This is a genomic window from Acrocarpospora sp. B8E8 (assembly GCF_039871605.1).
GTDB lineage: Bacteria > Actinomycetota > Actinomycetes > Streptosporangiales > Streptosporangiaceae > Acrocarpospora > Acrocarpospora macrocephala.
Window position 1 is genome coordinate 65371 of record NZ_JBDPLV010000049.1, and the last position, 24617, is coordinate 89987.

The 24617-nt window shown below is 69.8% G+C and carries 17 protein-coding genes; 6 read left to right on the forward strand and 11 right to left on the reverse strand.

Translation table 11 applies throughout. The features are described 5' to 3' along the window. Positions 1 to 293: 293 nt before the first annotated feature. Positions 294 to 2285, reverse strand: a complete 1992-nt coding sequence (locus ABGB08_RS36415) for a carbohydrate-binding module family 20 domain-containing protein (protein ID WP_347600182.1) — start codon at positions 2283 to 2285, stop codon at positions 294 to 296. 75 nt (positions 2286 to 2360) lie between these two features. Next, complete coding sequence (pulA, locus tag ABGB08_RS36420) at positions 2361 to 8069, reverse strand: pullulanase-type alpha-1,6-glucosidase (protein ID WP_347600185.1); 5709 nt, start codon at positions 8067 to 8069, stop codon at positions 2361 to 2363. A gap of 286 nt (positions 8070 to 8355) precedes the next feature. Here pulA and ABGB08_RS36425 point away from each other — a divergent pair, with 286 nt between their 5' ends. Beyond that, positions 8356 to 8982: an amino acid-binding protein gene (locus ABGB08_RS36425; protein WP_347600188.1), complete on the forward strand. Its 627-nt coding sequence runs from the start codon at positions 8356 to 8358 to the stop codon at positions 8980 to 8982. On the opposite strand, the gene ABGB08_RS36430 is transcribed toward ABGB08_RS36425, so the two are convergent. After that, on the reverse strand, positions 8983 to 10287 hold the full coding sequence (locus ABGB08_RS36430; protein WP_347600191.1) for an ATP-binding cassette domain-containing protein: 1305 nt from the start codon (positions 10285 to 10287) through the stop codon (positions 8983 to 8985). 412 nt (positions 10288 to 10699) lie between these two features. Between ABGB08_RS36430 and ABGB08_RS36435 the strand changes: the two genes are divergently transcribed. Both ABGB08_RS36435 and ABGB08_RS36440 read left to right on the forward strand, forming a co-directional pair. After that, positions 10700 to 12310 carry a glycoside hydrolase family 13 protein gene (locus ABGB08_RS36435; RefSeq protein ID WP_347600231.1) on the forward strand — a complete coding sequence of 537 codons (1611 nt, stop codon included), beginning with the start codon at positions 10700 to 10702 and terminating at the stop codon, positions 12308 to 12310. A 10-nt stretch (positions 12311 to 12320) separates the two neighbouring features. Continuing rightward, positions 12321 to 13343: a LacI family DNA-binding transcriptional regulator gene (locus tag ABGB08_RS36440; protein ID WP_347600194.1), complete on the forward strand. Its 1023-nt coding sequence runs from the start codon at positions 12321 to 12323 to the stop codon at positions 13341 to 13343. On the opposite strand, the gene ABGB08_RS36445 is transcribed toward ABGB08_RS36440, so the two are convergent. The 4 genes from ABGB08_RS36445 to edd all read right to left on the reverse strand — a co-directional run bounded on the left by ABGB08_RS36445 (position 13333) and on the right by edd (position 17954). After that, positions 13333 to 14256, reverse strand: a complete 924-nt coding sequence (locus ABGB08_RS36445; RefSeq protein WP_347600197.1) for a tachylectin-related carbohydrate-binding protein — start codon at positions 14254 to 14256, stop codon at positions 13333 to 13335. The two genes, ABGB08_RS36440 and ABGB08_RS36445, sit on opposite strands and share 11 nt — an antisense overlap. 241 nt (positions 14257 to 14497) lie before the next feature. Continuing rightward, positions 14498 to 15118: a bifunctional 4-hydroxy-2-oxoglutarate aldolase/2-dehydro-3-deoxy-phosphogluconate aldolase gene (locus tag ABGB08_RS36450; RefSeq protein WP_347600200.1), complete on the reverse strand. Its 621-nt coding sequence runs from the start codon at positions 15116 to 15118 to the stop codon at positions 14498 to 14500. Positions 15119 to 15173: 55 nt separating this feature from the next. Further along, complete coding sequence (locus tag ABGB08_RS36455) at positions 15174 to 16133, reverse strand: glucokinase (protein ID WP_347600203.1); 960 nt, start codon at positions 16131 to 16133, stop codon at positions 15174 to 15176. Then, entirely contained in the window at positions 16134 to 17954 is a 1821-nt protein-coding gene (gene edd / locus ABGB08_RS36460; protein WP_347600206.1) for a phosphogluconate dehydratase, read from the reverse strand. A gap of 129 nt (positions 17955 to 18083) precedes the next feature. On the opposite strand from edd, the gene ABGB08_RS36465 reads away from it, so the two are divergent. Both ABGB08_RS36465 and ABGB08_RS36470 read left to right on the forward strand, forming a co-directional pair. Then, on the forward strand, positions 18084 to 19220 hold the full coding sequence (locus ABGB08_RS36465) for an ROK family transcriptional regulator (protein ID WP_347600209.1): 1137 nt from the start codon (positions 18084 to 18086) through the stop codon (positions 19218 to 19220). Between the two features lie 140 nt (positions 19221 to 19360). Further along, the gene (locus ABGB08_RS36470; RefSeq protein WP_347600212.1) at positions 19361 to 20263 is read left to right on the forward strand and encodes a hypothetical protein; all 903 of its coding nucleotides are present in this window, start codon (positions 19361 to 19363) and stop codon (positions 20261 to 20263) included. 84 nt (positions 20264 to 20347) lie between these two features. On the opposite strand, the gene ABGB08_RS36475 is transcribed toward ABGB08_RS36470, so the two are convergent. Continuing rightward, positions 20348 to 21073, reverse strand: coding sequence for a DUF2470 domain-containing protein (locus tag ABGB08_RS36475; RefSeq protein WP_347600215.1), 726 nt, complete (start codon positions 21071 to 21073; stop codon positions 20348 to 20350). 72 nt (positions 21074 to 21145) lie between these two features. On the opposite strand from ABGB08_RS36475, the gene rpsD reads away from it, so the two are divergent. Then, positions 21146 to 21760, forward strand: coding sequence for a 30S ribosomal protein S4 (rpsD, locus tag ABGB08_RS36480; RefSeq protein ID WP_347600218.1), 615 nt, complete (start codon positions 21146 to 21148; stop codon positions 21758 to 21760). A 91-nt stretch (positions 21761 to 21851) separates the two neighbouring features. On the opposite strand, the gene ABGB08_RS36485 is transcribed toward rpsD, so the two are convergent. From ABGB08_RS36485 to ABGB08_RS36495, 3 genes are read right to left on the reverse strand one after another with little or no spacing between them, the layout of a single operon-like run. Further along, a complete protein-coding gene (locus ABGB08_RS36485; RefSeq protein WP_347600221.1) occupies positions 21852 to 22412 on the reverse strand; it encodes an AAA family ATPase in 561 nt (186 codons plus the stop codon). After that, positions 22409 to 22609, reverse strand: coding sequence for a hypothetical protein (locus tag ABGB08_RS36490; protein ID WP_246269247.1), 201 nt, complete (start codon positions 22607 to 22609; stop codon positions 22409 to 22411). The genes ABGB08_RS36485 and ABGB08_RS36490 overlap by 4 nt, the downstream gene beginning before the upstream one ends. A 43-nt stretch (positions 22610 to 22652) precedes the next feature. After that, positions 22653 to 24011: a S8 family serine peptidase gene (locus tag ABGB08_RS36495; protein ID WP_347600224.1), complete on the reverse strand. Its 1359-nt coding sequence runs from the start codon at positions 24009 to 24011 to the stop codon at positions 22653 to 22655. Positions 24012 to 24617: the final 606 nt, after the last annotated feature.

Here is a 24617-nt window from a genome sequence, read left to right on the forward strand (position 1 = left end):
TCGAGGCTGTGGCGGAACGGCGGCAGAGTCGGCTAACCATTGATGTCGCCGATCTGCGCCGCCGCTGGTATCTACCGGTAGAGGAGGGCGGTATGCCGATTTCGTTGAAACGCGCTCACATCCGGGAAGCGCTACACGCTGTGATCGTCCTTCCAAGTGGAAAACTGGGCAGGGTGCCGTTCAATCCTGATCTGCTCGTGCCTATCTGGCGTGAGTGATACGGCGGCGCACCGATTGATAGGTGAGGGCCTGCCCCGGGCCAGGTCAGGGCGCCCGGGACAGGAGCGTGCGCGTCAGCGCCAGGTGTCGGTGCGCGTCACGGTCGAGCCGGACGGGGTGGTGAAGGTGCGGTTGGCGCCGCTCTCCCAGGTCACCGTGCCGTCGCTGTTCTTCTTGAGGTACTTGTACTCGACCGCGGTGCTCGCGGGCAGGGTGAGCGTGGCCGACCAGACGGGGTAGGCCGTCGCCGAGAGCGGGATCGCGTTGGCCGGGTTCCACGCGCCGAGCGCGCCCAGGTTGCCGACCAGGAACACGTTCTGCCCCCACGCGGTGGTGGCGGTGGCGCTGAAGGTGGCGGACACGGATCCATTGGACTCGCACGGGTTGCCGGCTGTCACCGTCCCGCCGCTGACCCGGCTGACGCCGGCGCCGATGGTGTAGTCGTTTCCGCCGTTGTTGTCCCAGGTCCCCGAGCCGTTGTTGAACGCGGCCTTCAGGCTGGTCGCCGCTGCGAGGTTGATGGTCTTCTTCTTCCATCCGGTGCAGGCGGTCTCATCCATGGCGACGCCCGGTACGGCCGTCCAGGACCCGCCCGACGGCTGATAGTGGATGTTCGCCGTGGTCCACGAGGTGCCGTAGTAGATGGTAGCGGTGTTGCTCCCGGTAGGAGTGGGGGAGGGGGTGGCCGTGGTGCCGACCCGGATGGCGACCGCGGACTTGGCGGGCACGTTGACGCTCGCCGTCCCGTCCCCGGCCACGGTCACCGTGCCCGTTCCGGCCACGTTCGAGTACGTCCCGGCGGGCAGCCCCGTCGTGAACGTCCGGCTGAGCGCGGACCCCGAATTGTTGATCGACACCCAGCCCTGGGAACCCCGGCTGAACGCGATGACGTTGTCGCCGTTGTCCCACCAGTTGCCGACCGAGGTGCCCTCGACCGCCCGGTAGAAGCCCACCATGCCGGACATCTGCCGATGGAAGCAGGTCCACTGGCCGTTGCCGCAGTCGGTGTCGGTGACGAAGCCGCTGCCGTTGTGCGGCGGCCCCGCCTCACTGTCCGACCAGGTGAAGCCGGAGAAGACCCGGGGGAGACCGTAGGGCCAGCTCAACAGGAAGACGTTGGCGAGCAGGTAGGTGTCGCCGTACTTGTAGTTGAGCGTGGAGCCGTTGCGTTCGGTGTCGTGGTTGTCGATGAACGTGACGGCCTTGTCGCTGGGCACCGACAGGCCCCAGCTCGCCCCGAACGTGGACAGCCACCTGATCTGCCCGGTGAACTGCTCCTTCATCTTGCGGCCGTACACGAACTCGTGCACGTCGCCGATGCCCGTGTACTGGCTGGGCTGGATCGGCTCGCCCGCGCCGTAGATCACCTCCTGATGGATGTACGGCGACCCGGTCAGCCTCGCCTTGATGGCCGCCAGATCGGCGGGGTTGATGTGTTTCGCCCCGTCGATCCGGAAACCGTCCACGCCGAGCGCGGTCAGCCGGTTGAGGTAGCCCGCGATCTGGTCGCGCACGTACTCCGAGCCGGTGTTGAGGTCCGACAGGCTGACCAGCTCGCAGTTCTGCACCCGCCAGGCGTCGTTGGTGTAGTCGGAGCCGTTGATCACGCACGGGGTGTGGAAGTCGGCCGCGGAGTAGAGGCCGGGGTAGTCGTACTTGCTGAAGGAGTAGCCGCCGTAGCTGGTCGCGCCCTGGCCGGTCATGTGGTTGATGACCGCGTCGGCGTGCACCTTGACCCCGGCCGCGTGGCAGGCGTCCACCATCGCCCTGAACTGGGCCTCAGTGCCGAACTTGCTGGTCAGGGTGTAGCGGGCGGGCTGGTAGATGTCCCACCAGACGGCGCCGCCGCGGGACATGGAGTCGTTGGGCGGGGAGACCTGGACGGCCCCGTACCCGGCGGGGCCGAGCACGTCGGTGCACTCGCGTGCCACCGAGTTCCAGTTCCAGCTCCAGAGCTTGACGATCGGGCCGTAGCCGGCGGGAGCGGCCTCGGCGCGGGGGATGATCACGATCATGGCCGCGATCAGGCTTGATGCGATCGCGATCAGGGTTTTGTATCGTCTCATCGGGGCCTTCTTCTTGCGTGGAGGGATACCCGGCTCGGGTCCGGGTGGTTACGACACCCGGACCCGACTTATCGCTTAGACCGGCTGCACGAACACCGCCACTGTCCGGGCGGGGACCGTGAACGTGCCGGTCGTCCCGTCGAAGGCCGACTGCCTGACGATCGCGTCGCCGGAGGCGGCCTGGACGGGGTGGAGCGTGACCGTGGCCCCGGCGAGCGCGGCAACGGTCTGCTGCCTGGCCTGCGAGGTCGCGTTGAAGACGACGGTGATCGACTTCCAGCGCGGGTCGACGCCGGCGGCGTCCAGGCGCATCGTGATGACACCCGGGGTCGCCGCGGCGGGGAACGTCAGCCGGTTCTGGATCTCGGCCAGGGAGCCGAGCGCGAACGCCGGCGACGAGGAGCGGATCTTCAGGAGCTCGCCGAACCTGGCCCGCGAGGCGTTGATCGCCGCGCAGTCCGCCTTGAGCGCCGGATCGGCCAGCAGCGGCTTCGCGTAGGGCCATTTGGCCTCGTTGTCGGCCTTGGGCGGCAGCCCGGCGCCGAAGCCGTTGCCCTGGGCGCAGTCCCACAGCAGCCGGTTGAACCAGTCGCCGGAGTCGTAGGAGTTGCGGTCCAGCGACTTGGAGCGCAGCCGCTCGGCGCCCGCGTGCAGGAACGCGGTGCTCTGCGACAACATCACGGTGGCCAGCGAGAGCGACTGCATCCTGACCCGGTCGGCCATCGGCGTGCCCGGGGGCAGCTTGTAGGCGAGCGCGTCGTAGAGGGTCTCGTTGTCGTGCGCGTCCACGTAGGTGACCGTGTCGCGCGGGGCGGCGGCGTACCCGGCGGGGGAGCCGTTGTAGGAGACCTCCGAGCCCTTCTTCCCGGAGGGCAGCACGTAGTCCTTCAGGTTGCCGGTGAGGCCGACCATGATCAGCTCTTCGGCGTTGGACAGCTGCGGGCCCGGCGAATCGGCCAGGCCGGAACCGAAGCCGCGGATGCCGGGGTCGGCGTCGAACGGCCCCCCGCCGCGTACGGCGTCCCGCAGCCGGTCGCTGAACGTGCCGATCCCCGTCCCGGCCAGGTTGCCCTGGGTGGCCTGGACGAAGCGGGCGTCGTTGGCGACCTCCCCGAAGTTCCAGCCCTCGCCGTACAGCAGGATGGCCTTACCGTCCACCCCGTCCTTGGCGCGGGTCAGCGCGTCCAGGGCCTGCCGGACGGCGAGCATGTTGGCCTTCGGGTGGTGGCCCATCAGGTCGAACCGGAACCCGTCCACCTTGTACGCCTTCGCCCACGTGACCACCGAGTCCACGACGAGCTTGCCCATCATGGCGTGCTCGGGCGCGGTGTTGGCGCAGCAGGTGGAGTTGGCCACCGTGCCGTCCTCCAGCAGCCGCTGGTAGTAGCCCGGCACGATCCGGTCGAGCACGCTGCCGTCGGCCTGTCCGGCGGCGTGGGTGTGGTTGTAGACCACGTCCATGACCACCCGGAGCCCGGCCTTGTTGAGGCCTTGCACCATGCCCCGGAACTCCTTGATCCGCCCGGACCCCTCGGGGTCGGTGGCGTAGGAGCCCTCGGGCACGGTGTAGTGCAGCGGGTCGTATCCCCAGTTGAAGGAGTCCCTGGCGGCGGTCGCGGTGACGCAGGCCTGCTGCTGCTCGGAGTCGGCGGGCATGGAGGCGAGGTCGCACGCCGGTTCGGTCCGGTCGGCCTTGCGCTCGGGCACGGTCGCGAAGTCGAACACGGGCAGCAGGTGCACGTGGGTGAGGCCGTCGGCGGCGAGCTTCCTGAGCTCCTTCATGCCGGCGCCGTCGCCGGTGAACGCCTTGTAGGTGCCGCGCTCGGCCGCCGGGACGCTGGCGTCCGAGGCGGAGAAGTCGCGGACGTGGAGCTCGTAGATGGACGCCGTGTCCTGCCGGACCGCGGCGGGTTTGGCGAGGTTGTCCCAGCCGGACGGTTTGACCGCCGAGCCGTCCAGGCGGACCAGCTGGCTGCGCTTGCCGTCGGTGGAGACCGACAGGCCGTAGGGGTCGGTCACCTCGTTGGTGACCAGGGTTCCGCCCGCGACGACCGTGACCAGGTAGGTGTAGTAGCGGCCGTACCAGGTGGGCAGGCCGGTGACCGACCAGACGCCGGTCGCGTCGTCGCGCCGCATCGGCACGGTCTGGTTCTGGAGTTTGAGCTCAACCTTCTGCGCGGTCGGCGCCCACACCGACAACTTCGGCAGCACGCCGCCGGTCGGGCCCAGGTCGCCGGCGGCGGCCGGGGCGTAGACGTCGTCCAGCACGCCCGGGATCTGTACGCCGGTCGCGGTCAGCAGGCCGCCGGAGGGATCCCGCTCGATCGCCGCCAGCTGGGCCCGCAACGCGGCTCTGACCAGGTCGGCGTCCCGGGGATCCACGGTGAGTGCGCCGTAGTCCTTCAGGTGCGGCCACTTGGCCTTCTGCGCGTCGGTCAGCGTGCCCGGCGTGAGCCGGATCAGGTGGATGTCGCCGGTCAGGTCGCCCTTCTGGTCGTCGTAGGCGATGTCCGCCTTCGGGGAGTACGCGAGGGCGTATCTCGACGAAGCGGACGTCTTGCCCTTCCAGGCCACCGTCGTCCGGTTTAACCAGTGCGCGGTGGACTTGGTCAGGTCGGCGTCCGCGCCGGCGCCCGGCGGCTGCGGCAGCACGAAGCCCTCCTTCTGCGACAGCTTCCAGACCTCGTTGCCGTTGACCGTCAGATCGACGGCCTGGTCGGCGGGCTGGTCCTTCTCGTCGCCCTTGTGCAGGATCCAGCCGATCGATTTCGCGTCCGGCTTGAGCGGCACCCGGAAGTAGGGGCCGAATTCGTCCGTACCCGCCGGTTGGATCGGGTTACCCCAGTCGACCGTGCCCTCGATGTCCCCCCAGGCGTGCAGGCCCCAGCCGGTATAGGACTTGTCAGGGCGGTTGTAGTGGAGGATGAGGGTGTTCTGGGCGGCGGCCAGGGTCGGGTGCAGGATGGCCGAGCCCGCGTTCACGTACGCGTCGGACTGCGTCGCCGCCACGAACGCGCGGTCGCCGCCGTCCTTCTCGTCGCCCTTGTGGATGATGAAGTTGAGCGGAGGAGCGGCTTCATTGAGCGGGACCTTCCAGAACGCGCCGTAAGCATCCACGCCGTCCGGCATTCGCGGCGAGGTCCAGTCGGTGGGCTCGCTGACGGCGTCGCCCCATAGGTGCAGGCCCCAGCCGTCGTAGCTCGCGTCCGGGCGGTTGTAGTGGATCGTGGCGTAGCCCTGGGCCGCCGCGCGGGAGCCGTACACGTCGGGTTCGCCCTGGACCAGCCAGACCTCGCCGGTCTGCTGGGGGTTGAGCAGGCGGTCGCCGCCGTCCTTCTCGTCCCCCTTGTGGGTGATCAGGCCGACGCTGGACGCGCCCGGCTTGAGCTTGATCCAGGCGAACCGGCCGAAGGAGTCCTCGCCCTCCAGCGCGACCGGCGAGCCCCACTCGACGACCTGGTCGATGTCGCCCCAGGCGTGCAGGCCCCAGCCGTCGTAGCCGTCGGTTCGCTGGTAGTGCACGACCAGGTAGTCCCGCTTGACCGTGCCGCCGCCGGGTATCTGCGGCTCCGGCGCCACCGTCGCGGACGCGCCCGCCGAGGCGACCCGCCCCGCCGAGTCCTTCACGACCGCCTTGTACGCGACGACGGTCCCCGCCGCGATCCCGCTCAGGTCATGAAATATCCGGAATGTACGGCCGTTGGGGGCGTCGTCGGTGCCGAGGACCTTCCACGGGCCGTTGCCGATCTTGGCGGCGAAGGTGACCTGGTCGAAGCCGGTGCCCGGCACGTCCGCCGTGACCGGCACGCGGCCGTCCTCGGCGGTGCCCCTGATCTCCGTGCCGGGCAGCGTGATCGACACCGCCGGAGCGGCGGCGGGAGTGCCCAGCTTGGCGTTGGCCTTCAGGACCACCGCGCCCAGCGCCGGGACGTTCACCGCGACCTTGGCGTCCGCGCCGGAGGTCACCGCGCCGGTCCCGCCGTAGACGGTGGTGAATCCCGCGTTCGCGGTATAAGTCGGGACCTGGACCGTGGCCGCCGTCGTGGCGCTGTTCACCGCGACCACGTACTCGACCTGCTCCTTGGCCCCGATCCGGGAGAACGCGTACACGTTGCCCTCGGCCAGCCGCTGGATCTGCGCGCCGTCCGCGAGCGCCGGATGCCGGTCACGCAGCTTCGCCAGCGCCGCGATCGACTGGTACAGCGGATGCGTGGTGACGAAGTTGTCCGCCGCGTGCGTCGCGGTCGTGCCGATCAGGTCGTCGTCCAGGTAGTCCGCCGTCTGGGAGGCGAACATCGGCGCCCGCGCGTCCTTGTCGCCGCCCGCGCCGGTGAAGCCCTGCTCGTCGCCGTAGTAGACGACCGGCTGGCCCCGGGTGAGATACATCAGCCGGTGTGCGAGCGTGTCCCGCGCGAGCAGTTCGGAGTCCGGAGCGCCCGGTTTGTCGGCCTTGATGAACGAGCCGATCCGGCCCATGTCGTGGTTGCCCAGGAAGGTCGGCAGCGACGCCGAGTTGGAGTCCGCGTCGAGGTAGTAGTCGTCGGCCGCGTACAGGCCCGCGAGCCCCGACGCGGGCGCGCCACCGGCGAACGAGCGCGCGTTCTCCTGGAAGGCGAAGTCCAGCGTCGCGTCCATGCCGCCCTTGGTGGTGAACCGCGACGCGTACGCCACATCGCTGCTGAACACCTCCCCGAACATGAAGAACTTCTCGTTCCCCAGCCTGGCCGCGTAACCGTGCAGCGCCGGGGTGAACCGCTGCCAGAACTCCATGTTCACGTGCTTGGCGGTGTCGATCCGGAAACCGTCGACGCCCGCGTCCTTCACCCACGTCTGGTAGATGTCGATCATGCCCTTGACCACCTCGGGACGCTCGGTCCACAGGTCGTCCAGGCCGAAGAAGTCGCCGTACTCGGAGTTCTCGCCGGTGAAGGTGGAGTCGCCCCGGTTGTGGTACATCAGCGGGTCGTTCAGCCAGGCCGGGACCTTCGAATTCGCGGTCACCACCGGCGTGTACGGGAACGACTCGGCGTTCACCTTCGGGAAGGTGTCCTTCAGCGCGTACGCGCGATCGTCGAAGGCGGTGCCGTCGGTCGCCACGTACGGGTAGGGGCCCTTGCCCCGGTAGGAGTAGGTCTTCTCCTGGTTGTCGATGATGTCGGCGGTGTGGTTGGTGATGATGTCGAAGAAGACCTTCATGCCCCGCTTGTGCGCCTCCTTGACCAGGCGCTTCATGTCGGCGTTGGAGCCGAGATGCGGGTCGATCCGGGTGAAGTCGGTGATCCAGTAGCCGTGGTATCCGGCGCTCACGTCGTTCCCGCTGCCCTGGACCGGGCGGTTCTTGAACGAGGGGGTCAGCCAGATCGCGGTGCTGCCCAGGCCCTTCACGTAGTCCAGCTCGCCGATCAGGCCCGCCAGGTCGCCGCCCTGGTAGAAGCCCTTGTCCGCGGGGTCGAAGCCGGTCTTCAGCCGGTCGCCGGTCAGGCCGCCGCGGTCGTTGCCGGGGTCGCCGTTGGCGAAACGGTCGGTCATCGCGAAGTAGAGCCGCTCCCGGGACAGGTCGGCGCGGAGCGCGTCCCCGGCGAGCTGGGCGTCACCCGGCTGCGCGGAACGGCTGACCGCCGACACCACCGGATCGGCTAAGTGTAATAATCCGGATAAACCGGATAAAGCGGCAGATGAGGGGACCGCGAGGGACACGGGGGTGACCGTGGCGAGCAACGCCGTCGCGACGACGGCGGCCGCCCGGCGAAGCCGCGCGGATGTCGCGGGCCGTGGGGGGTGCATCGGGGGTGCCTCCACGGAATCTTGTCTTGAGTCTTGTTTCTGGGGTGTTGCCCGGAAGTTACTCAAGCTGCCGCTCGGATGCAATCCTTTGCTGAAATTTCATGCAAGAACGACAGTTTTCGGGAATCGGGGAGAAGCGGGGGGCGGGCGGCCCGGAACAGCCGTACGAACCGGACCTTGCACGCACAACCGCTTTATGCTGGACATCTCCCCGGAACATCGCCGAAACGTGGCTACGGCACTGTGGAGCCACACAGCGCGTGGTCACGCGGCTGTGGGAGGAGAGGTGATCGACGTGCTGTTGCGGCTACGGGTGTCGCTGCCGGATCGGCCCGGCGTGCTGGGCCAGGTGGCTCGCGCGTTCGGCGTGATGGGCGCGGACATCCTCCAGGTCACCGTGCTGGAACGGGAGGCCGGGCGGGCCGTCGACGACTTCACCGTCTCCTGGTCGGCGATCTTCAGCGCCGCCGAGCTGAGCGAGCGCATCTCGGTCGTGCCGGGCGTGCGGGTCGAGGCGGCCTGGCCGACCAGGGAACTGCCCGGCGCCAACCCCGACTACGACCTGCTCGGCCATATCGCGGCCGATCCCAGCCGTGCGGTGATCACCCTGGTCGACGCGGTGCCCGACCTGGTCAGCGCGGAATGGGCGGTCGCGCTCGACGCGGTCACCGGCGATGTGATGCACGGCAGCTCGCAGGCTCCCGAGGAGATGCCCGCCGCGAAGTTCACCGCGATCCGGCCGACCGTGCACAGCGAGGGCGCGCTGCACCTGGCCAGCGTGCCGGTCGAGGACGTGCATCTGGTGGTGGCCCGCCGGGAGGGACCGGCCTTCCACAAGGCCGAGCTGGACCGCGTCGCCCGGCTGGTGGACGTGGTCTCGGTGCTGACGCACGCCAGCGCGCAGCGGGCGTGACTACCTGCGGGGCGGGTCGATCCTGGCGCCCGACTGGGTGAACAGCATCAGGCGGGAGACATCCACGGCGACCCGGGCGTGCTCGCCGGCCTTCCAGAAGGGGCGCGAGCCGAGCCGTACGATCAGGTCGGCCCGGCGGTGCGAGCCGCTGCCGAGCGCGGCGGCGGCCGCCGACTGCACCGACTCGCCCTGCGCGAACTCCTGCTCGGCCGGGCCGAGCAGGCGGCGCATCATCGACCGCGCCTTCCCGCCGCCGTTCCCGTGGCCGTTGGCGTATCCGTTGCGGGTCCGCGGATCCGGCGGTTCCGGTACGGCCACCGCCGGGATGCCCGCCTCCACGTAGGCCAGCCACTCGTGCCCGTGGTACTCCAGGGTCCGCACCCGGCCCATGAACGAGGGGCCGTCCATCTTCTCCGGCATCGGCGCGAGCGCGTCCGGGCGGATGCCGACGATGATCTGGCTGCCGGTGTGTTGTGACACCGCGTAAGCGCGTGGATCGGTCCAGGGCATCGTGATCTGGTGCGTACCGAAGTCAAGGAGTATGAACTGGTTCTGTGGTGTACGCACCGTAGCCGCCAGCAGGTTGAGCTGCTGGGAGCTGAGGAAGGCCGCGGTGAACGCGGTGGCCGGGTCGTTGTAGACCTGGGCGGGGGTGCCGATGTCCTGCAGCACGCCCCGGTTCATGATGGCGATCCGGTCGGCGAGCGTGAGCGCCTCGACCTGATCGTGCGTGACGTAGATGGTGGTGACGCCCAGAGCGCGCACCAGGGACGAGATCTCCATGCGTAACTCGGTGCGCATGCCCGCGTCCAGGTTGGACAGCGGCTCGTCCATCAGGAACAGGGACGGCTGGCGCACGATCGCCCGGCCCATCGCGACCCGCTGGCGCTGGCCACCGGAGAGCGTTCCAGGCCGCCGATCCAAAGTCTCGTCGATGTGCAGGGCCTTCGACAGCTCGATGACCCGTTCCTTGACCACGGCCGGATCCGCCTTGGCGATCTCCAGCGGGAAGGAGAGGTTGCCGCGGACCGTGCGGTGCGGGTAGAGGGCGCCGTTCTGGAACACCATCGCCACGTCCCGATCCCGGGGGGCCAGATGGTTGGCGATCTTGCCGCCGAGCCAGAGATCGCCGCCGGTGATCTCCTCAAGGCCGGCGATCATGCGCAGCAGGGTCGATTTGCCGCATCCGGAAGGGCCGAGCAGGACCAGGAGTTCACCGTCATCGGCACGCAGGTTCATCCGGTCGACCGCGAGGTACCCACCCGGGTACACCTTGGTCACGTTGTCGAGGACGACCGTGCTCATGCCTGCTCCTCGCCTGGCGGCACGGATGTGCTCGTGCACTGTACGCGGGCCGTCATGCCTCGCGAGCGGCGCTCGATCATGGAAACTCGTTCCTCCGGGCGCGCAGTGCCCGGATCCCGCCATGTCAGTTGTGATTGATGAGGTAGTACATCGTGTCGGCACGGTCCATGTCCATACATGCCATGAAAAATAGGGAACGCACCGGTTACTGCGGTGTTGCGGGGTCTTGACACATCCCTATTGGCCTTTACTGACAACGAATACCGGAGTGCCGAAAGGGCGAAATATCGTCCAATCATGGGACGTTCCCAGGTCACAGTGTCGCATCGACGGGTTGGCAGGGTTTGCGGCAACTTTCTGTAAGGTCTTTCATGTTGATGAGATGACCTTCGCGACAATCGGGGACCCCAAGATGAGCGCACTCTCGCCTGACGTCCTGCCCGCCGAGCCGGTCCCGGCGACCCGCTGGTGGCGCGACGCCGTGATCTACCAGGTGTACGTGCGAAGCTTCGCCGACGGCAACGGCGACGGGATCGGCGACCTGCTCGGCGTCCGCAGCCGGCTGCGCTACCTGGCCGACCTGGGCGTCGACGCGATCTGGCTGACGCCGTTCTACCCGTCCCCGATGGCCGACTTCGGCTACGACGTGGCCGACTACCGGGGCGTCGACCCGGTCTTCGGCTCGCTGGAGGACGCCAGGGCGCTGATCGAGGACGCGCACGCGCTCGGGCTGCGGATCATCGTGGACGTGGTGCCCAACCACACCTCCGACCGGCACGCCTGGTTCGAGGCCGCCGTCCAGGCCGGGCCCGGGTCGCCGGAACGCGAGCGCTACATCTTCCGCGACGGTGACGAGCCCCCCAACGACTGGGAGTCGATCTTCGGTGGTCCCGCCTGGACCCAGCTGCCGGACGGGCAGTGGTATCTGCACCTGTTCGCCCCGCAGCAGCCCGACCTCAACTGGGCGCACCCCGAGGTGCACGCCGAGTTCGCCGACGTGCTGCGGTTCTGGCTCGACCTGGGCGTGGACGGATTCCGGATCGACGTCGCGCACGGCATGGTCAAGGCCGAGGGGCTGCCCGACGTGGGCTACTCGGGGCAGGCGCGGATGATCGGCACCCAGGTCGTGCCGTACTTCGACCAGGAGGGCGTGCACGAGATCCACCGCTCCTGGCGGCGGATCCTGGACGGCTACCCGGGCGAGCGCATCGGCGTCGCCGAGGCCTGGGCGCCCACGCCGCAGCGCCTGGCCAACTACGTCCGCCCCGACGAGCTGCACCAGGCGTTCAACTTCCACTTCCTGAACACCCCCTGGGACGCCGAGCGGTTCCGGCACGTGATCGAGGTGTCGCTGGAGACGGTCGCGCTGGTCGGCGCCCCCGCCACCTGGGTGCTCTCCAACCACGACGTCAAGCGCCACGTGACCCGCTACGGCGGCGGCGCCGCCGGCCTGGCCCGCGCCAAGGCCGCCGCCCTGCTGATGCTGGCGCTGCCCGGCTCCAGCTACGTCTACCAGGGTGAGGAACTCGGCCTGCCGGAGGTGCTCGACCTGCCCGAGGAGGTGCTCCGCGACCCGCAGCGGCTGCGCGACGCCGAGAGCGGCCGGGACGGCTGCCGGGTCCCGCTCCCGTGGAGCGCCACCGGCGAGCCGCCGTTCGGCTTCTCCCCGCCCGGCATCACCGAGACCTGGCTCCCGGTCCCGTCCGCCTGGCGCGACCTGGCCGTGGAGACCCAGCTCGACGACCCGGACTCGATCCTCAGCCTCTACACCCGGGCGCTGGCCATCAGGAAGGACCACCCGGCGCTCGGCGACGGCACCCTCACCTGGCGCCCGTCCCCGGACGGCGTGCTCGCCTTCGATCGCGGCCCCGCGTTCCGGTGCCTGATGAACCTCACCGGTGACTGGATTGAGGTGAATCGTCCGGGCGAGCCGCTGCTTGTGAGTGCTAACCCATCAATTTCCGGCAATGTTGTACGGCTCGCTCCCGATTCGGCCACATGGTGGGCCGTGGAGAATGTCTAAAGTAACGGTCATGAACAACGCGCGGCTCTCCGACATCGCGGCCCAGGCAGGCGTCAGCGAAGCCACGGTAAGCCGTGTGCTCAACGGCAAGGCGGGGGTCTCGGCCGCCACCCGCCAGGCCGTGCTCACCGCGCTCGACCTGATGGGCTACGAGCGCCCCCAGCGGCTGCGGCAGCGCAGCAACGGCCTGATCGGCCTGGTCACCCCCGAACTGGACAACCCGATCTTCCCGGCCTTCGCCCAGGCCATCGAGAAGGCGCTCACCCAGCACGGGTACACGCCGATCCTGTGCACCCAGCTGCCCGGCGGCGCGCCCGAGGACGAGTTCACCGAGATGCTCATCGACCGGGGCGTCAGCGGCATCGTCTTCGTCTCCGGGCTGCACGCCGACACCACGGCCCGGATGGATCGTTACACCCGGCTGACCGACCGGGGCCTGCCGATCGTGCTGGTGGACGGCTACAACGAGACCATCCAGGCGCCGTTCATCTCGCCGGACGACCGGCTGGCCACCCGGCTGGCCGTGCAGCACCTGGTCGACCTCGGTCACGAGCGCATCGGCCTGGCCATCGGGCAGCGCCGGTTCGTGCCGGTGATCAGGAAGATCGAGGGCTTCCGGCAGACCATGGGGCAGCTGCTCGGCATCACCGACACCAGCGACCTGATCCAGCACTCGCTGTTCACCGTGGAGGGGGGTCAGGCCGCCGCCGGGGCGCTGATCGACCGCGGCTGCACCGGGCTGTTCTGCGCCAGCGACCTGATGGCCCTCGGCGCGGTCCGGGCCGCCAGGGAACGCGGCCTGTCGGTGCCCGGCGACGTCTCGGTGGTCGGCTTCGACGACTCGCCGCTGATCCCGTTCACCGACCCGCCGCTGACCACCGTGCGCAAGCCGATCGGCTCGATGGCCTCGGCCGCCGTGGAGACCCTGCTGGAGGTGATCGGCGGCACCCCCGCCAAGAACCTGGAGCTGGTCTTCCAGCCGGAGCTGGTCGTGCGCGGCTCCACCGGTTCCGGGCCGCTGGTCAACCGCTGACCCCGGCGGCCGGGAGCAGCATGGTGCCCCGGTTGTACCAGCCCTCGACGCCGCTCTTGTAGACCTGGGGGGTGTCGTAGCGGAACCACTTCAGGGCGTAGCCCGGGGTGAGGGCGTAGACGACGCCGTCCAGGGAGGTCACGTCCAGGTCGCCGATCCAGCCCTGGCCGTTGGGGCCGAGCCCGTCGCCTTCCCAGGTGTAGCCGCCGAGCGCGCTGTTCAGGTGCCGGAACCAGCGCAGGTCGCCGTTGGCGTCGATGGCGAAGACCACGCCCTGCCCGGTGGCGATCAGGCGGTCGTAGCCGCGCATGCCGCGCTTCACCAGCGAGCACGCGCCGTTGTCGGCCCAGGTGCCCGCGCCGAGATGCCGGTACCAGCACACCCCGCCGTCCTCCCGCAGGCCGTAGAAGACGTCGTACGCCCCCGTGAAGCTCTTGAACGAAGGTAGCCCGATCTTGATGAGCCTGCCGTCGCCCGCGTCCATCCGCCCGGACAGATAATCGAAGAGGAACATGCGCCCTTCGAAGTCGACCGCGTAGAGCGTGCCCGGATTTCCGGCGATAATCCAGACAAAACGCTGCCAGCCTTCGCCGACTTCGATTCCCGGCGGGTCGGACCATCGTTTCTCGCCCGTCTCGAATCCGAGATGCTGGAAACGGCGGAGGATTCCGTCCCGGTCGACGGCGAAGATCGTGCCCTTGCCGGTGTAGACGATCTTGCGCTGGTTCTGGAACAGCTCGGGTGCGGGCGCCTGCGCGTCCGAGTGTTGCAGGAAGGCGGGGATTCCGGCCAGCAGGGGGACCAGCACCGCGCCGCAGACCCACAGGATGATCTTCTGTTTGCCGGATTCCGTCGCCGAGGGCGCGCTGGAATTCGGGCGGACGCGGCGTTTCCTGCGATTCTGAACTGACATTCCCGCCTCGCTAGAGCATGGCTTTCGGAGTCAATGAAAGCCGAATGTCGTCCACCACGCGGGCCTGAATGGCAATTATTGAGAATTGTGGAGAATGCCCGGATATATGGAGAGGGCCCGTGACTTTCCCGGTTGGGAGTCACGGGCCCGATACCCATGATCGTGTTTCCGGGTTTCGGACACGAGCATGGCCGTCGGCCCAGCCGAGGGAGGATGGCATGGGCCGACGAGGTCTGGCGATCTATGGGAGTTGTAAGGCGGCGGCTTCCCCGGCGAGCTTCTCGATCCGGGCATAGTCGCCGGTCGCGAGCGCGTCCGCTGGGGTCAGCCAAGTGCCGCCGACGCATCCTACGTTAGGAAGGGCGAGATAGTCCCGCGCGATCTCCCTCCGGATCCCCCCGGTGGGACAGAACCGCACCCCCGGGAGCGGCCCGCCCAGCGCCTTCAGGTACGGCACGCCCCCCGCCGCCTCGGCCGGGAAGAACTTCATCTCCCGCAATCCGCGCTCGTACAGGCCGAGCACCTCCGAGGCGGTCGCCACGCCCGGCAGGAACGGCACGCCGCTCGCGCCCATCGCGTCGATCAGCGACGGCGTCGACCCGGGGGAGACCAGGAACCTGGAACCCGCCGCCACCGCCTTGGCGGCGTCGCCGGAGGCCAGGATCGTGCCCGCGCCGATCACCGCGTCCGGCACCTCGGCCGCGATCCGCCTGATCGACTCCAGCGCGGCCGGAGTCCGCAGCGTCACCTCGATCACCGGCAGGCCGCCCGCCACCAGCGCGCGCGCCAGCGGCACCGCGGTCGCCACGTCCTCGATCACGACGACCGGGATGACGGGGGCCAGGTCAAGAATCTCGCTCATACCATTTCCTCGATCACGGCCACCGGGATGGCGGGGGCCAGCCCGGGAATCTCGCTCATACCAGCTCCACGCTGCCCGCCCGCTGCGCCAGCCACGCCGTCGCGCCGGTCAGCGCGGGCTGCTCGGCCACGATCAGCGAGGTCGCGATCGGGCTCAGATAGTCCACCAGCGCCGGGCTGGTCTGCTCGAACCTGGTCCGGAACTCGCTGTCCTTGACCCGCGCCACGATCCTCGGCAGCACGCCGCCGCCCAGGTAGACCCCGCCGCGCGCGCCCATCGTCAGCGCCACGTTCCCGGCGAACCCGCCCAGCAGGGCCAGGAACACCTCGACCGTCTCCACCGACAGCGCGTCGTCGGCCGCCACGATCTCCGACGCCGTCTTGCGCCCCGCGCCGATGCCCCGGACCAGCGAGAGCCCCCGGTAGAGCCGGGGCAGCCCGGACCCGGACAGCAGGTGCTCGGCGTCCACATACGGCAGGCCGTCCGCGCGCAGCGCCCGGACGATCTCGAACTCCAGGTCGGTGACGCACGGGATGGACACGTGCCCGCCCTCGCCCGGCACCGGCACCCAGCCGGAGCCGGCCGGGACCAGACCGGCCACGCCGAGGCCCGTGCCCGGGCCGAGCACGGCCTTGACCATGCCCGCCGTCGGGGCGGGCCCGCCGAGCGGGGTGAGGTCGTCGCCGGCCAGGTGCGGCAGCGAGACCGCCAAGGCCTCGAAGTCGTTCAGCAGTTCCACCTGCGGGATGGGCAGTTCCCGGACGGAACCGCTCCAGGCCGCGTTGGTGAGGCGATAGGTGTCTCCTTTCACCGGTCCGGCGATCGCCAGGCACGCGGCCCCCGGCCGAACTCCGCCCGCATGGTCTGCGAGATAGGCGGCTACGGCATCGGCTAGGCCTTGTCGCTCGGCGACGTTCAGGACGGCCACCGATTCCGGCCGCGCGCCGGCCTGGGTGACGATTCCGAAACGTGCGTTGGTGCCGCCGATGTCGGCGACGAGCCAGGGGTAGCTCACTTAGAACCCTCCGAAGATGCTGGCACCGCGTTCCGCGGGTCCAACCGTACGACGGAAGGCGGCAAAAAGCTCGCGCCCGGTTCCAGCCCATTTGTCGGCCGGGGGCGGGGAACCGGCCGGCGTCCGTCCCGACAGGTCGGTCAGCACGTCAAGCGTGCCGGCGACCGAGTCGAGACGGATGGGATCGCCGTCACGCAGCAGCGCGAGGGCGCCGCCGTCCGCGGCCTCCGGGGAGAGGTGGATCGCGGCCGGGACCTTGCCCGACGCGCCGGACATCCGGCCGTCGGTGACGATCGCCACCTGCTGTCCCCGGTCCAGCAGGACGGCCAGCGGCGGCGTGAGCTTGTGCAGTTCGGGCATGCCGTTCGCGCTCGGCCCCTGATACCGGACGACGGCCACGAAATCCCGCCCGTCCAGCTCGCCCCGCTCGAACGCGCCGAGCAGGTCGCGCTGGTCGTCGAAGACCTTCGCCGGGGCTTCGATGACCAGGTGCTCGGGCTTGACCGCCGAGACCTTGCTCACCGCGCGCCCCAGATTCCCGGAGATCATATGAATTCCCCCGTCGGGGGAGAAAGGGTCACTTGCCGGGCGAAGCACGTCCAGATCGCCGCTAGCGCCGTTCCGCTCGGTCCAGACGACTTCCTGGTCCTTCAGTTCGGGGACGCTCAGGTAGGAGCGCAGGCCCCGGCCCGCGACCGTCAGCACGTCCTCCCAGAGCAGCCCCGCGTCCAGCAGCGTGCCGATGAACACCGGCATGCCCCCCGCGGCCTGGAAGTGGTTCACGTCGGCCTGGCCGTTCGGGTACATCCGCGCCACCGACGGGACGACCTTCGACAGATCGGCCATGTCATCCCAGGTGAGCTCGATCCCGGCGGCCGCCGCCATCGCGACCAGGTGCATCGTGTGGTTGGTGGAACCGCCGGAGGCCAGCAGCGCGACCACCGCGTTCACGATCGCCCGCTCGTCCACGACATGCCCGATCGGCGTGTACTCGCCGCCGTGCGCGGTCAGCTCCACGATCCGCCGCCCGGCGGCCTGGGTGAGCGCCTGCCGCAGCTCCGTACGCGGATTGACGAACGTCGCGCCCGGCAGGTGCAGCCCCATGACCTCGATCAGCAGCTGGTTGGAGTTGGCCGTGCCGTAGAACGTGCAGGTCCCGGGGGAGTGGTAGGACTTGGCCTCCGCGTCCAGCATCTCGTCCCTGGCGATCCTGCCCTCGGCGAACCGCTGCCGGGCCCGCGCCTTGACCTTGTTCGGCAGCCCCGAGGTCATCGGCCCCGCGGGCACGAACATCGCGGGCAGATGCCCGAACCGCAGCGCCCCGATGAACAGCCCCGGCACGATCTTGTCGCACACCCCGAGCAGCAGCGCCGCGTCGAACATGTCATGCGACAGCGCGACCGCCGTGGACATCGCGATCAGGTCCCGGCTGTAGAGCGACAGCTCCATCCCCGCCCGCCCCTGCGTGACCCCGTCACACATGGCCGGCACCCCGCCCGCCACCTGCGCCACCCCGCCCGCCGCCCGCACCGCCTGCTTCAACTCCGGCGGATAGGTCTCGTACGGCTGATGCGCGGAAAGCATGTCGTTGTACGACGTCACGATCGCCACGCCCGGCCGGACGGCGGCGCGTAACGCGGGCTTGTCCTCCTCCGCCGCCGCGAAGCCGTGCGCGAGGTTGGCGCACGCGAGCCGTCCCCGGGCCGGGCCCTCGGCGCGCAGCTCGGCGGCGGCCTGGTCCACGCGGGCCAGGTACGCGGCGCGGCTGGCGCGGCTGCGGCTCCTGATCCGCTCGGTGACCTCGTGGACGATCGGGTGCATCGGCGCTCCTGACTCATGCGACACGAGGGACAGTAGCGCGAAGTTATGTGCTCTTTCAAGCTGAGTTTTGTAACTCCGAATAGAAAAGTCGTTGAACTTTGGTTCGTTCGTGTGCTTAGCTTCGGCGTGATGTCACGTCTAGCCACGACCGGCGAGGTCCTTCAGCTCATCCGGAGCGGGGAGGCGGTGACCCGCGCCGACCTCGGCAGGGTGACCGGCCTGTCCCGGCCCGCCGTGGTGCACCGGGTGACCGAACTGCTCCAGCGCGGCCTCGTCGTGGAGGACGCGGAAGGCCCGTCCACCGGGGGCCGCCCGCCCGTGCGGCTGCGGTTCAACACCGCCGGGGGGTTCGTGCCGGTGGCGTCGCTGGGCGCGAGCCGTACCCAGATCGCGGTCTGCGACCTGGCCGGCGCCATCCTGGACCGCACCGAGGTGGTCATCGACGTCGAGGAAGGCCCCGGCGTCGTGCTCCCGCTCGTCATGGACACCTGGGACAAGCTGCTCTACGGCCGCGCCCCGGTCGTCGGCGTCGGCCTCGGCGTGCCCGCCACCGTCGAGTTCGCCGCCGGGCGCACCGAATCGGCCCGCGTGATGGCCAGCTGGACCGGCGTCGAGATCCCGCCCCTGATCGCCGCCCGCTTCCCCGTCCCCGTCCTGGTCGACAACGACGTCAACGTGATCGCCATGGGCGAGCACCGCGCCGCCTACGCCGCCGAACTCGGCGACCTGCTGTTCGTGAAGGTCTCCACCCGCATCGGCGCCGGCGTCATCTCCGGCGGCTCCATCCTGCGCGGCGCCCTCGGCGCGGCCGGCGAGATCGGCCACATCCCCGTCCGCGACGGCGGCGGCGTGCTCTGCCGCTGCGGCAACACCGACTGCGTCGACTCCCTCGCCAGCGGCACCGCCATCCTCCGCGACCTCCGCGCCCAAGGCCGCGACGTCCACACCCTCGCCGACGTCACCGCCCTCGTCCGCGCCGGCGACGCCGAAACCATGGCCGTCGTCCGCCAGGCCGGCCGCCGCCTCGGCGAGGTCATCTCCGGCGCCGTCAACCTCCTCAACCCCGCCATCGTCGTCCTAGGCGGCGACGTCGCCGAAATGTTCCAGCCCCTCGTCTCCGGCGTCCGCGAAGTCGTCTACCGCCGCTCCACCCAGCTGGCCACCCGCACCCTCCGCATCGAACGCACCCGCCTCGGCCCCGCCGCCGGCCTCACCGGCTCCGCCCTCCTGGTCACCGATCACATCCTCGCCCCCGAAGCGATCTAGCACGGTCGGGGCTCCCCGTTCCCCCGCGAACCGGGGGACCAACGGAGACGCCGCCGCGCCGGTTGCCGGATTACCGGGTGGACCGGTCCTCGCGGTTGCCGGAGTACCACGGAGACCGTGATGAAGACGGCGATCAGATCATGGCCGGCCGTCCCACCGTCCCGCCCTCCGCCGGGCCGGTATTTCCGCTACCGGGATATGAGGACAGCCAATGGGGGGCCTTCGAGAATTTCGCGGATCTTGAGAGATTCATCGACAACAACATGGAGCTGACGCAGTTCTTCGTGGCCCATCCCAGAGATCCGATGACAGAAGACTGGCTCGCTCAGGTCCGCGGGGTTGTGCCCGACTCGCTTCCCGGAATCATGGAGCACCAGTTCAAGTCCGCCATGCTCTGGCAGGTCATCGGCCGGGCCCTGAATCTGTCCGCTGATAATTGCGGCGGTGTGCTGGCCGAGCTCTACTGGGTCAGAAGGTACGACCCCGAGGTGATCGCCCAGCGGAATGATCTGGCGCTGGGGGATTCGGGAGCCCACGACACGGGATGTCCATCCAGTGAGGATGAGTCGATGAGCAGCCTGTATGCCAAGGTCTCAGCCGGAATCGACGCCGCCTCCCACGCCACCGTCGCTACCGATCGTGAGGAGAAACAAGAGGGACTCTCGGTCGATCCCGGGGAAGGAGCGGAGATGGATGCGCTCTTCGCCGCCCACCTCGACCGGGACCACGTGCTGCCTGAGGACCAATTGCCCGCACCGGCCAGTGACATACCGCCGCCGATCCAGCGCGACGAATCCGGTGACAGGGCCGCGCCGGCCATGGACACGCCGCTGCGGAAGACCAAACGCGAAACGTCCCCCGCACCCGCTCCGCGAATCACACCGGCGGTGGCCCCGCGGCCAACCACGCTCGAACGGTACGGATTCACAAGCAACCGCCCGCCTTCCTCGTCCTCTTCCGGCAGGCGTACGACCACCAGGCGGGGATCGGGCGCGGGGACGGCCAGGAAGTCCACCACCAGCAGGAAGAGAAAGCGGAACTGACAAACCGGCTACCGATCACATCCTGGCCCTCGTAGCCATTTAGGGCAGCCCTGGCGACTCGATGACAACGGCGACGCCCGGAAATCAGTGGCGGTTGGGGCACATGAGGCAGGCGAGGGCGTGTTCGAGTTCCTCGGGGGAGGTGGCAGGGGTGGGCCAGGGGAGGCGGAGGAGGTGGTCGGGGGCGGTGCGGATGGTGGTGCCGTAGCGGTCCAGTTCCCAGATCCAGGCGTTGGGGACGGGGGTGCCGAGGAGGGCGGTCATCGCGTGGACGAGTTGGGGGCGGTGGGAGGAGTTGACGTGGTGGAGGATGCGTTCGGCGGCGTCGAGGAGGGGGTCGGGGGTGGCGGTGAAGTAGTCCTCGGCGTCCAGGACGCCGGATTCCTGGCCGGTGAGGTAGACGACCTGGGCGGCGTCGACGCGGAGGAGGCGGGGGCCGCGGGACTCGATGGCGGCGAAGAGGTCCTCGTCGGGGCAGCGTTCCGAGATGGCGATCGCGGTGTCGCGGATCTGCTCGGGGGGCACGGGCTGGGCCCAGCCGCGGACTTTGAGCATGCCGCGGGCGCGGTCCACGCCGTCGATGGCGCGGGTGGCGACCAGGTCGACGGTGACGACGATCTCGTCCGTCAGGTCGTACAGGAGCTCGGCGGGCTTGACCAGGAGGACCGGGCGGCCCTCGGCGTCGACGCCGCCGCGGACGGCGGCGGCGGGGAGGACCGAGCCCGCGACGGAGACGTGGGTGGGGGCGGCTCCGGCGGCGAGGGTGCGGACGCGCTCGGGGATGGGCGGGGCCGTGACCGGGTGCTGCATGACGCTCCTTCGGGCGATGGGCTAAGGTTAGTCTTACCTAAGTAAGGCTTACCTAACCACAAAGGAGCGAGCGTGCGCTACACGGGTCCGAAGGTGCGGCTGTCCCGGCGGGCGGGGGTCCCGCTGACGCGGAAGGCGGTGAAGTACTTCGAGCAGCGGCCGTACCCGCCCGGGGAGCACGGGCGCAAGACCAACCGGCGGAGCGTGGGGGACTACGGGGTGCGGCTGCTGGAGAAGCAGAAGCTGCGCTGGTACTACGACGTGTCGGAGCGGCAGCTGCGGCGGTACTGGGATCTCGCGCTGCGCCGTCCCGGCCGGTCGGGGGAGGAGCTGGTGTCGATCCTGGAGACCCGGCTGGCGTCGGTGGTGCTGCGGGCGGGGCTCGCCCCGTCGATCTACGCGGCCCGGCAGTACGTCAACCACGGTCACATCACGGTGGACGGGAAGAAGGTCGACATCCCTAGCTACCTGGTCAAGCCGGGCCAGGTGATCGGCGTCCGGGCCAAGTCCCGGGCGGCGCAGCCGTTCGTGGCCGCGGCCGAGGGCGTGTACGCCGATGACCGGATCGCGCCTTATCTATCGGTGGACCACAAGAACCTGACCGCGACCCTGCTGAGCCGTCCCCTCCGGGAGCAGATCGTGGTCCCGGTGGACGAGCAGCTGGTCGTGGAGCACTATTCCCGCTGAGTAGCAGAGCTGCCAGAGCGCGGTCTGGCGCCAGGCGGGGAGCCCGCCGCCGATCACCGCCTGCGCGGGTGCGGACCGGCGGCGGGCTCCCTCATCCCTTGGATAAGTAGCGCGCGAGTTGCTCGTGCACCGACCGCGCGCCGCGCCGGTTGTCGATCTCCAGGTACGGTACGGCAGGGGGTTCGTCCACTCTTATCGCGGCCAGGAACGCCGGGAAATCCGCGAGTTTTCCGGTGTCCCTGGGCGAGGCCCGGGCGATCAGGCGTTCGCGCAGCGTCTCCGCGTCGGAGCGGACCCAGAGCAGGTGGACGGGAGGGCCGCCCAGGTCCTTCACCCAGAGCCGCCAGCGGCCGGCGTCGTGCACCTGGCCGGTGAAGGGCCCGCTGAGCAGGACGGGGCAGCCGTGGGAGCGGATCTCCCGCGCGGTCGCGGTCAGGCCCTGGTATTCGTGGCGTTTGATGTGCTCGTCGTACCAGGGACCCTCGCGTTCGCCGGGCGGGCGGTCGTGGGAGGCCAGGGTGGCCGCGACGAAGTCGCCGTACAGGGTGTCCTTGTCCAGGAGCGCCGGGACCGGGCGCAGCCGGGACAGCAGGGCCGCGCACACGGTCGACTTGCCGGAGCCGGGCGGGCCCGAGACCACCCAGACGGTCAACGCGGCGGGCCGAACGGCTCGATCCGGGGGTCCGACCAGGGGCCCTCGAAGTCGTGCCCTTCGGCGGCGAGCTTGGCGGCGGCCTCCGGCGTGACCCGCATGCCGTAGCTGCCCTTGTCCGGATCCAGTGGGATCAGGCCGTAGCCGAGGTCGACGTCCTGTTTGGTCAGGCCGAGCTTGCGGAGCGCGAGGTCCATCGTCGCTCCCCGCGTAAGCCGTACGGTGATGAGAACCATGGCGTCATGCCGCTCTGTCCGCCCTGCTGCGCAGGGCTCCGATGATTCCGGCCACGTCCACGATGCCGTAGCCGTAGTCATAGTCATACCCGAGTTCGCCGCGATCATCGGCGCTGCGGCGGAGCAGTGTGCGGAGCTGGCCGGGGGACAGGCGGGCGGCGGGCCACTGGGTGCGGATCGCGGCGACCAGACCGGCCGCGACGGGGCAGGCGGCGGAGGTGCCGGAGTCCGGGGACTCCTCGCCGAACGCGCGGGATCCGGCGAAGTGGGTGTATGCGCAAATATCCGGTTTGCGTTCGGTCAATCGCCCGGGCCCCTGGGAGGAGTAGCCGACGCGTTCCCCGGTGATGTCCACGCCGCCGACAGACAGGACCTTCGGGTGGGAGTTGGCGCCCGAGATCGGCCGGTCGGGATAGGCGCAGCGGCCGTCCGGGCAGTCCCGGCCGCAGTTCCCGGCGGCGAACAGCAGGTCCGCTCCGGCTTCGGCGAGGCTGCCCACGATCAGATTGAAGGGATGCGCCGGGTTGTCGGAGTAATTACCGGGATGTCCGGGCGCGAAATCCCAGCGCGGCGAGAATGAGCCCCAGCTGTTCGTCACCACCAGCGAGCGGGTCGCGGCGGGCTGCGCGTCCAGGACGGTGCGCAGATGCGCGAACGCCGCCACCGCGTCCGAGAGCAGCCCGTCCAGCGCGGACCCGCCGGGACGCTCCGACAGCAGCACCGGGATGTCGATCAGCGACGCCTGCGGGGCGGCGATCAGCGCGTCGAACGCGCACATCGAGCCGTGGTCGACCGCGAACTCGCCGGGACTGCCCGCCACGCCGGACGGAGTCCAACTGCGATCCTGGTCGATGGTCATGCCCCGCCCGAGCCGCCGCGCCACGTGCGCCGCGTTGATGCCGGTGTCGGTGACGGCCAGCGTGACCCCGGACCCGTCCAGGCCCTCGGCGAGCAGTTCGCTCACCCGCAGCAGCCGCTCGACGTCGTGCCAGTCCCCGACCGGCGGGTTGCCGCCGCAGGTGAGCGAGGTCTCGATGACCGGATCGGCGTAGACGGCGACCACGTCGCGGCGGCCAGGCAGCAGCGACATCCGGATGTTCACCTCGTCGTCGGACATCTCGCCGCGCAGCAATACTGAGGCGTCGTCCGGCGCCATCGAATAGACGAGGGGCTGGTTCAGCGACAGCGGGTCGCCGCTGGGGGAGGCGGGAACGGGACGGGGCACCGCCACCGGGGTGAAGGAGTGGTCCAGCACGACGCCGGGCAGGCCGTCGGACACGTCGGAGGTGGTGGCGACCATGGTCGGGTCGGCCACGGCGGCGACGAGGTCGGGGGAGGGGCGAAGCTGGATCAGAACACGCATGCGTCACTCCGGAGCAGGGGGTTGCCGGACTTGACCACCCTCGTACATCACTTGCGGCGCGTCCAGCCGCATAAAGACCGCCATACACGCCTTGACCGGGCGATACGTCACGAAAATCCAAGGAGCGAGTTGCCCCAGGACCGTCCCGGCCACTGTCCTATGGGGAACCACGGAGGCGACGGGGGCGGGCGGAGCCCGAGGGGAACAAAGGGGCTGGGCGGGTGGGAGAACCCCCGCACCGACTGTCGTGTCCTGTGGGCAACCACGGGGGTGACGGGGGCGGGCGGAGCCCGAGGGGAGACAAAGGGCTGGGCGGGTGGGAGAACCACGCAAAGCCCCGTCCGTCTGGCCGGACCGGGTGGCACCCTCGCCGGGGCGCCGAGGTCGGCGTGAACGGCGTCGCGGCAGGACCGGGCGGCCGGACGGACGGGAGTCGGGGGGGTCAGGTCGGTCAGGCCCCGCTAATCCTCGACATTTCAGGTGGAAGGATCTCGATCGCGGTCGGGTCGGCCAGCACCCGGTCCACGACGACTCCGGCCGCGCCCCGGGACGCGGCGCCGAAGCCGAGGTCGGAGGCGACGAAGGTGCAGTGCGCCACGGTCCCGG

Coding starts and splice junctions, on each gene's coding strand:
- ABGB08_RS36415 (WP_347600182.1), bottom strand. CDS start 2,285: ATGAGACGATACAAAACCCTGATCGCGATCGCATCAAGCCTGATCGCG.
- pulA (WP_347600185.1), bottom strand. CDS start 8,069: ATGCACCCCCCACGGCCCGCGACATCCGCGCGGCTTCGCCGGGCGGCC.
- ABGB08_RS36430 (WP_347600191.1), bottom strand. CDS start 10,287: ATGAGCACGGTCGTCCTCGACAACGTGACCAAGGTGTACCCGGGTGGG.
- ABGB08_RS36435 (WP_347600231.1), top strand. CDS start 10,700: ATGAGCGCACTCTCGCCTGACGTCCTGCCCGCCGAGCCGGTCCCGGCG.
- ABGB08_RS36440 (WP_347600194.1), top strand. CDS start 12,321: ATGAACAACGCGCGGCTCTCCGACATCGCGGCCCAGGCAGGCGTCAGC.
- ABGB08_RS36445 (WP_347600197.1), bottom strand. CDS start 14,256: ATGTCAGTTCAGAATCGCAGGAAACGCCGCGTCCGCCCGAATTCCAGC.
- ABGB08_RS36450 (WP_347600200.1), bottom strand. CDS start 15,118: ATGAGCGAGATTCTTGACCTGGCCCCCGTCATCCCGGTCGTCGTGATC.
- edd (WP_347600206.1), bottom strand. CDS start 17,954: ATGCACCCGATCGTCCACGAGGTCACCGAGCGGATCAGGAGCCGCAGC.
- ABGB08_RS36465 (WP_347600209.1), top strand. CDS start 18,084: ATGTCACGTCTAGCCACGACCGGCGAGGTCCTTCAGCTCATCCGGAGC.
- ABGB08_RS36470 (WP_347600212.1), top strand. CDS start 19,361: ATGGCCGGCCGTCCCACCGTCCCGCCCTCCGCCGGGCCGGTATTTCCG.
- ABGB08_RS36475 (WP_347600215.1), bottom strand. CDS start 21,073: ATGCAGCACCCGGTCACGGCCCCGCCCATCCCCGAGCGCGTCCGCACC.
- ABGB08_RS36490 (WP_246269247.1), bottom strand. CDS start 22,609: ATGGACCTCGCGCTCCGCAAGCTCGGCCTGACCAAACAGGACGTCGAC.
- ABGB08_RS36495 (WP_347600224.1), bottom strand. CDS start 24,011: ATGCGTGTTCTGATCCAGCTTCGCCCCTCCCCCGACCTCGTCGCCGCC.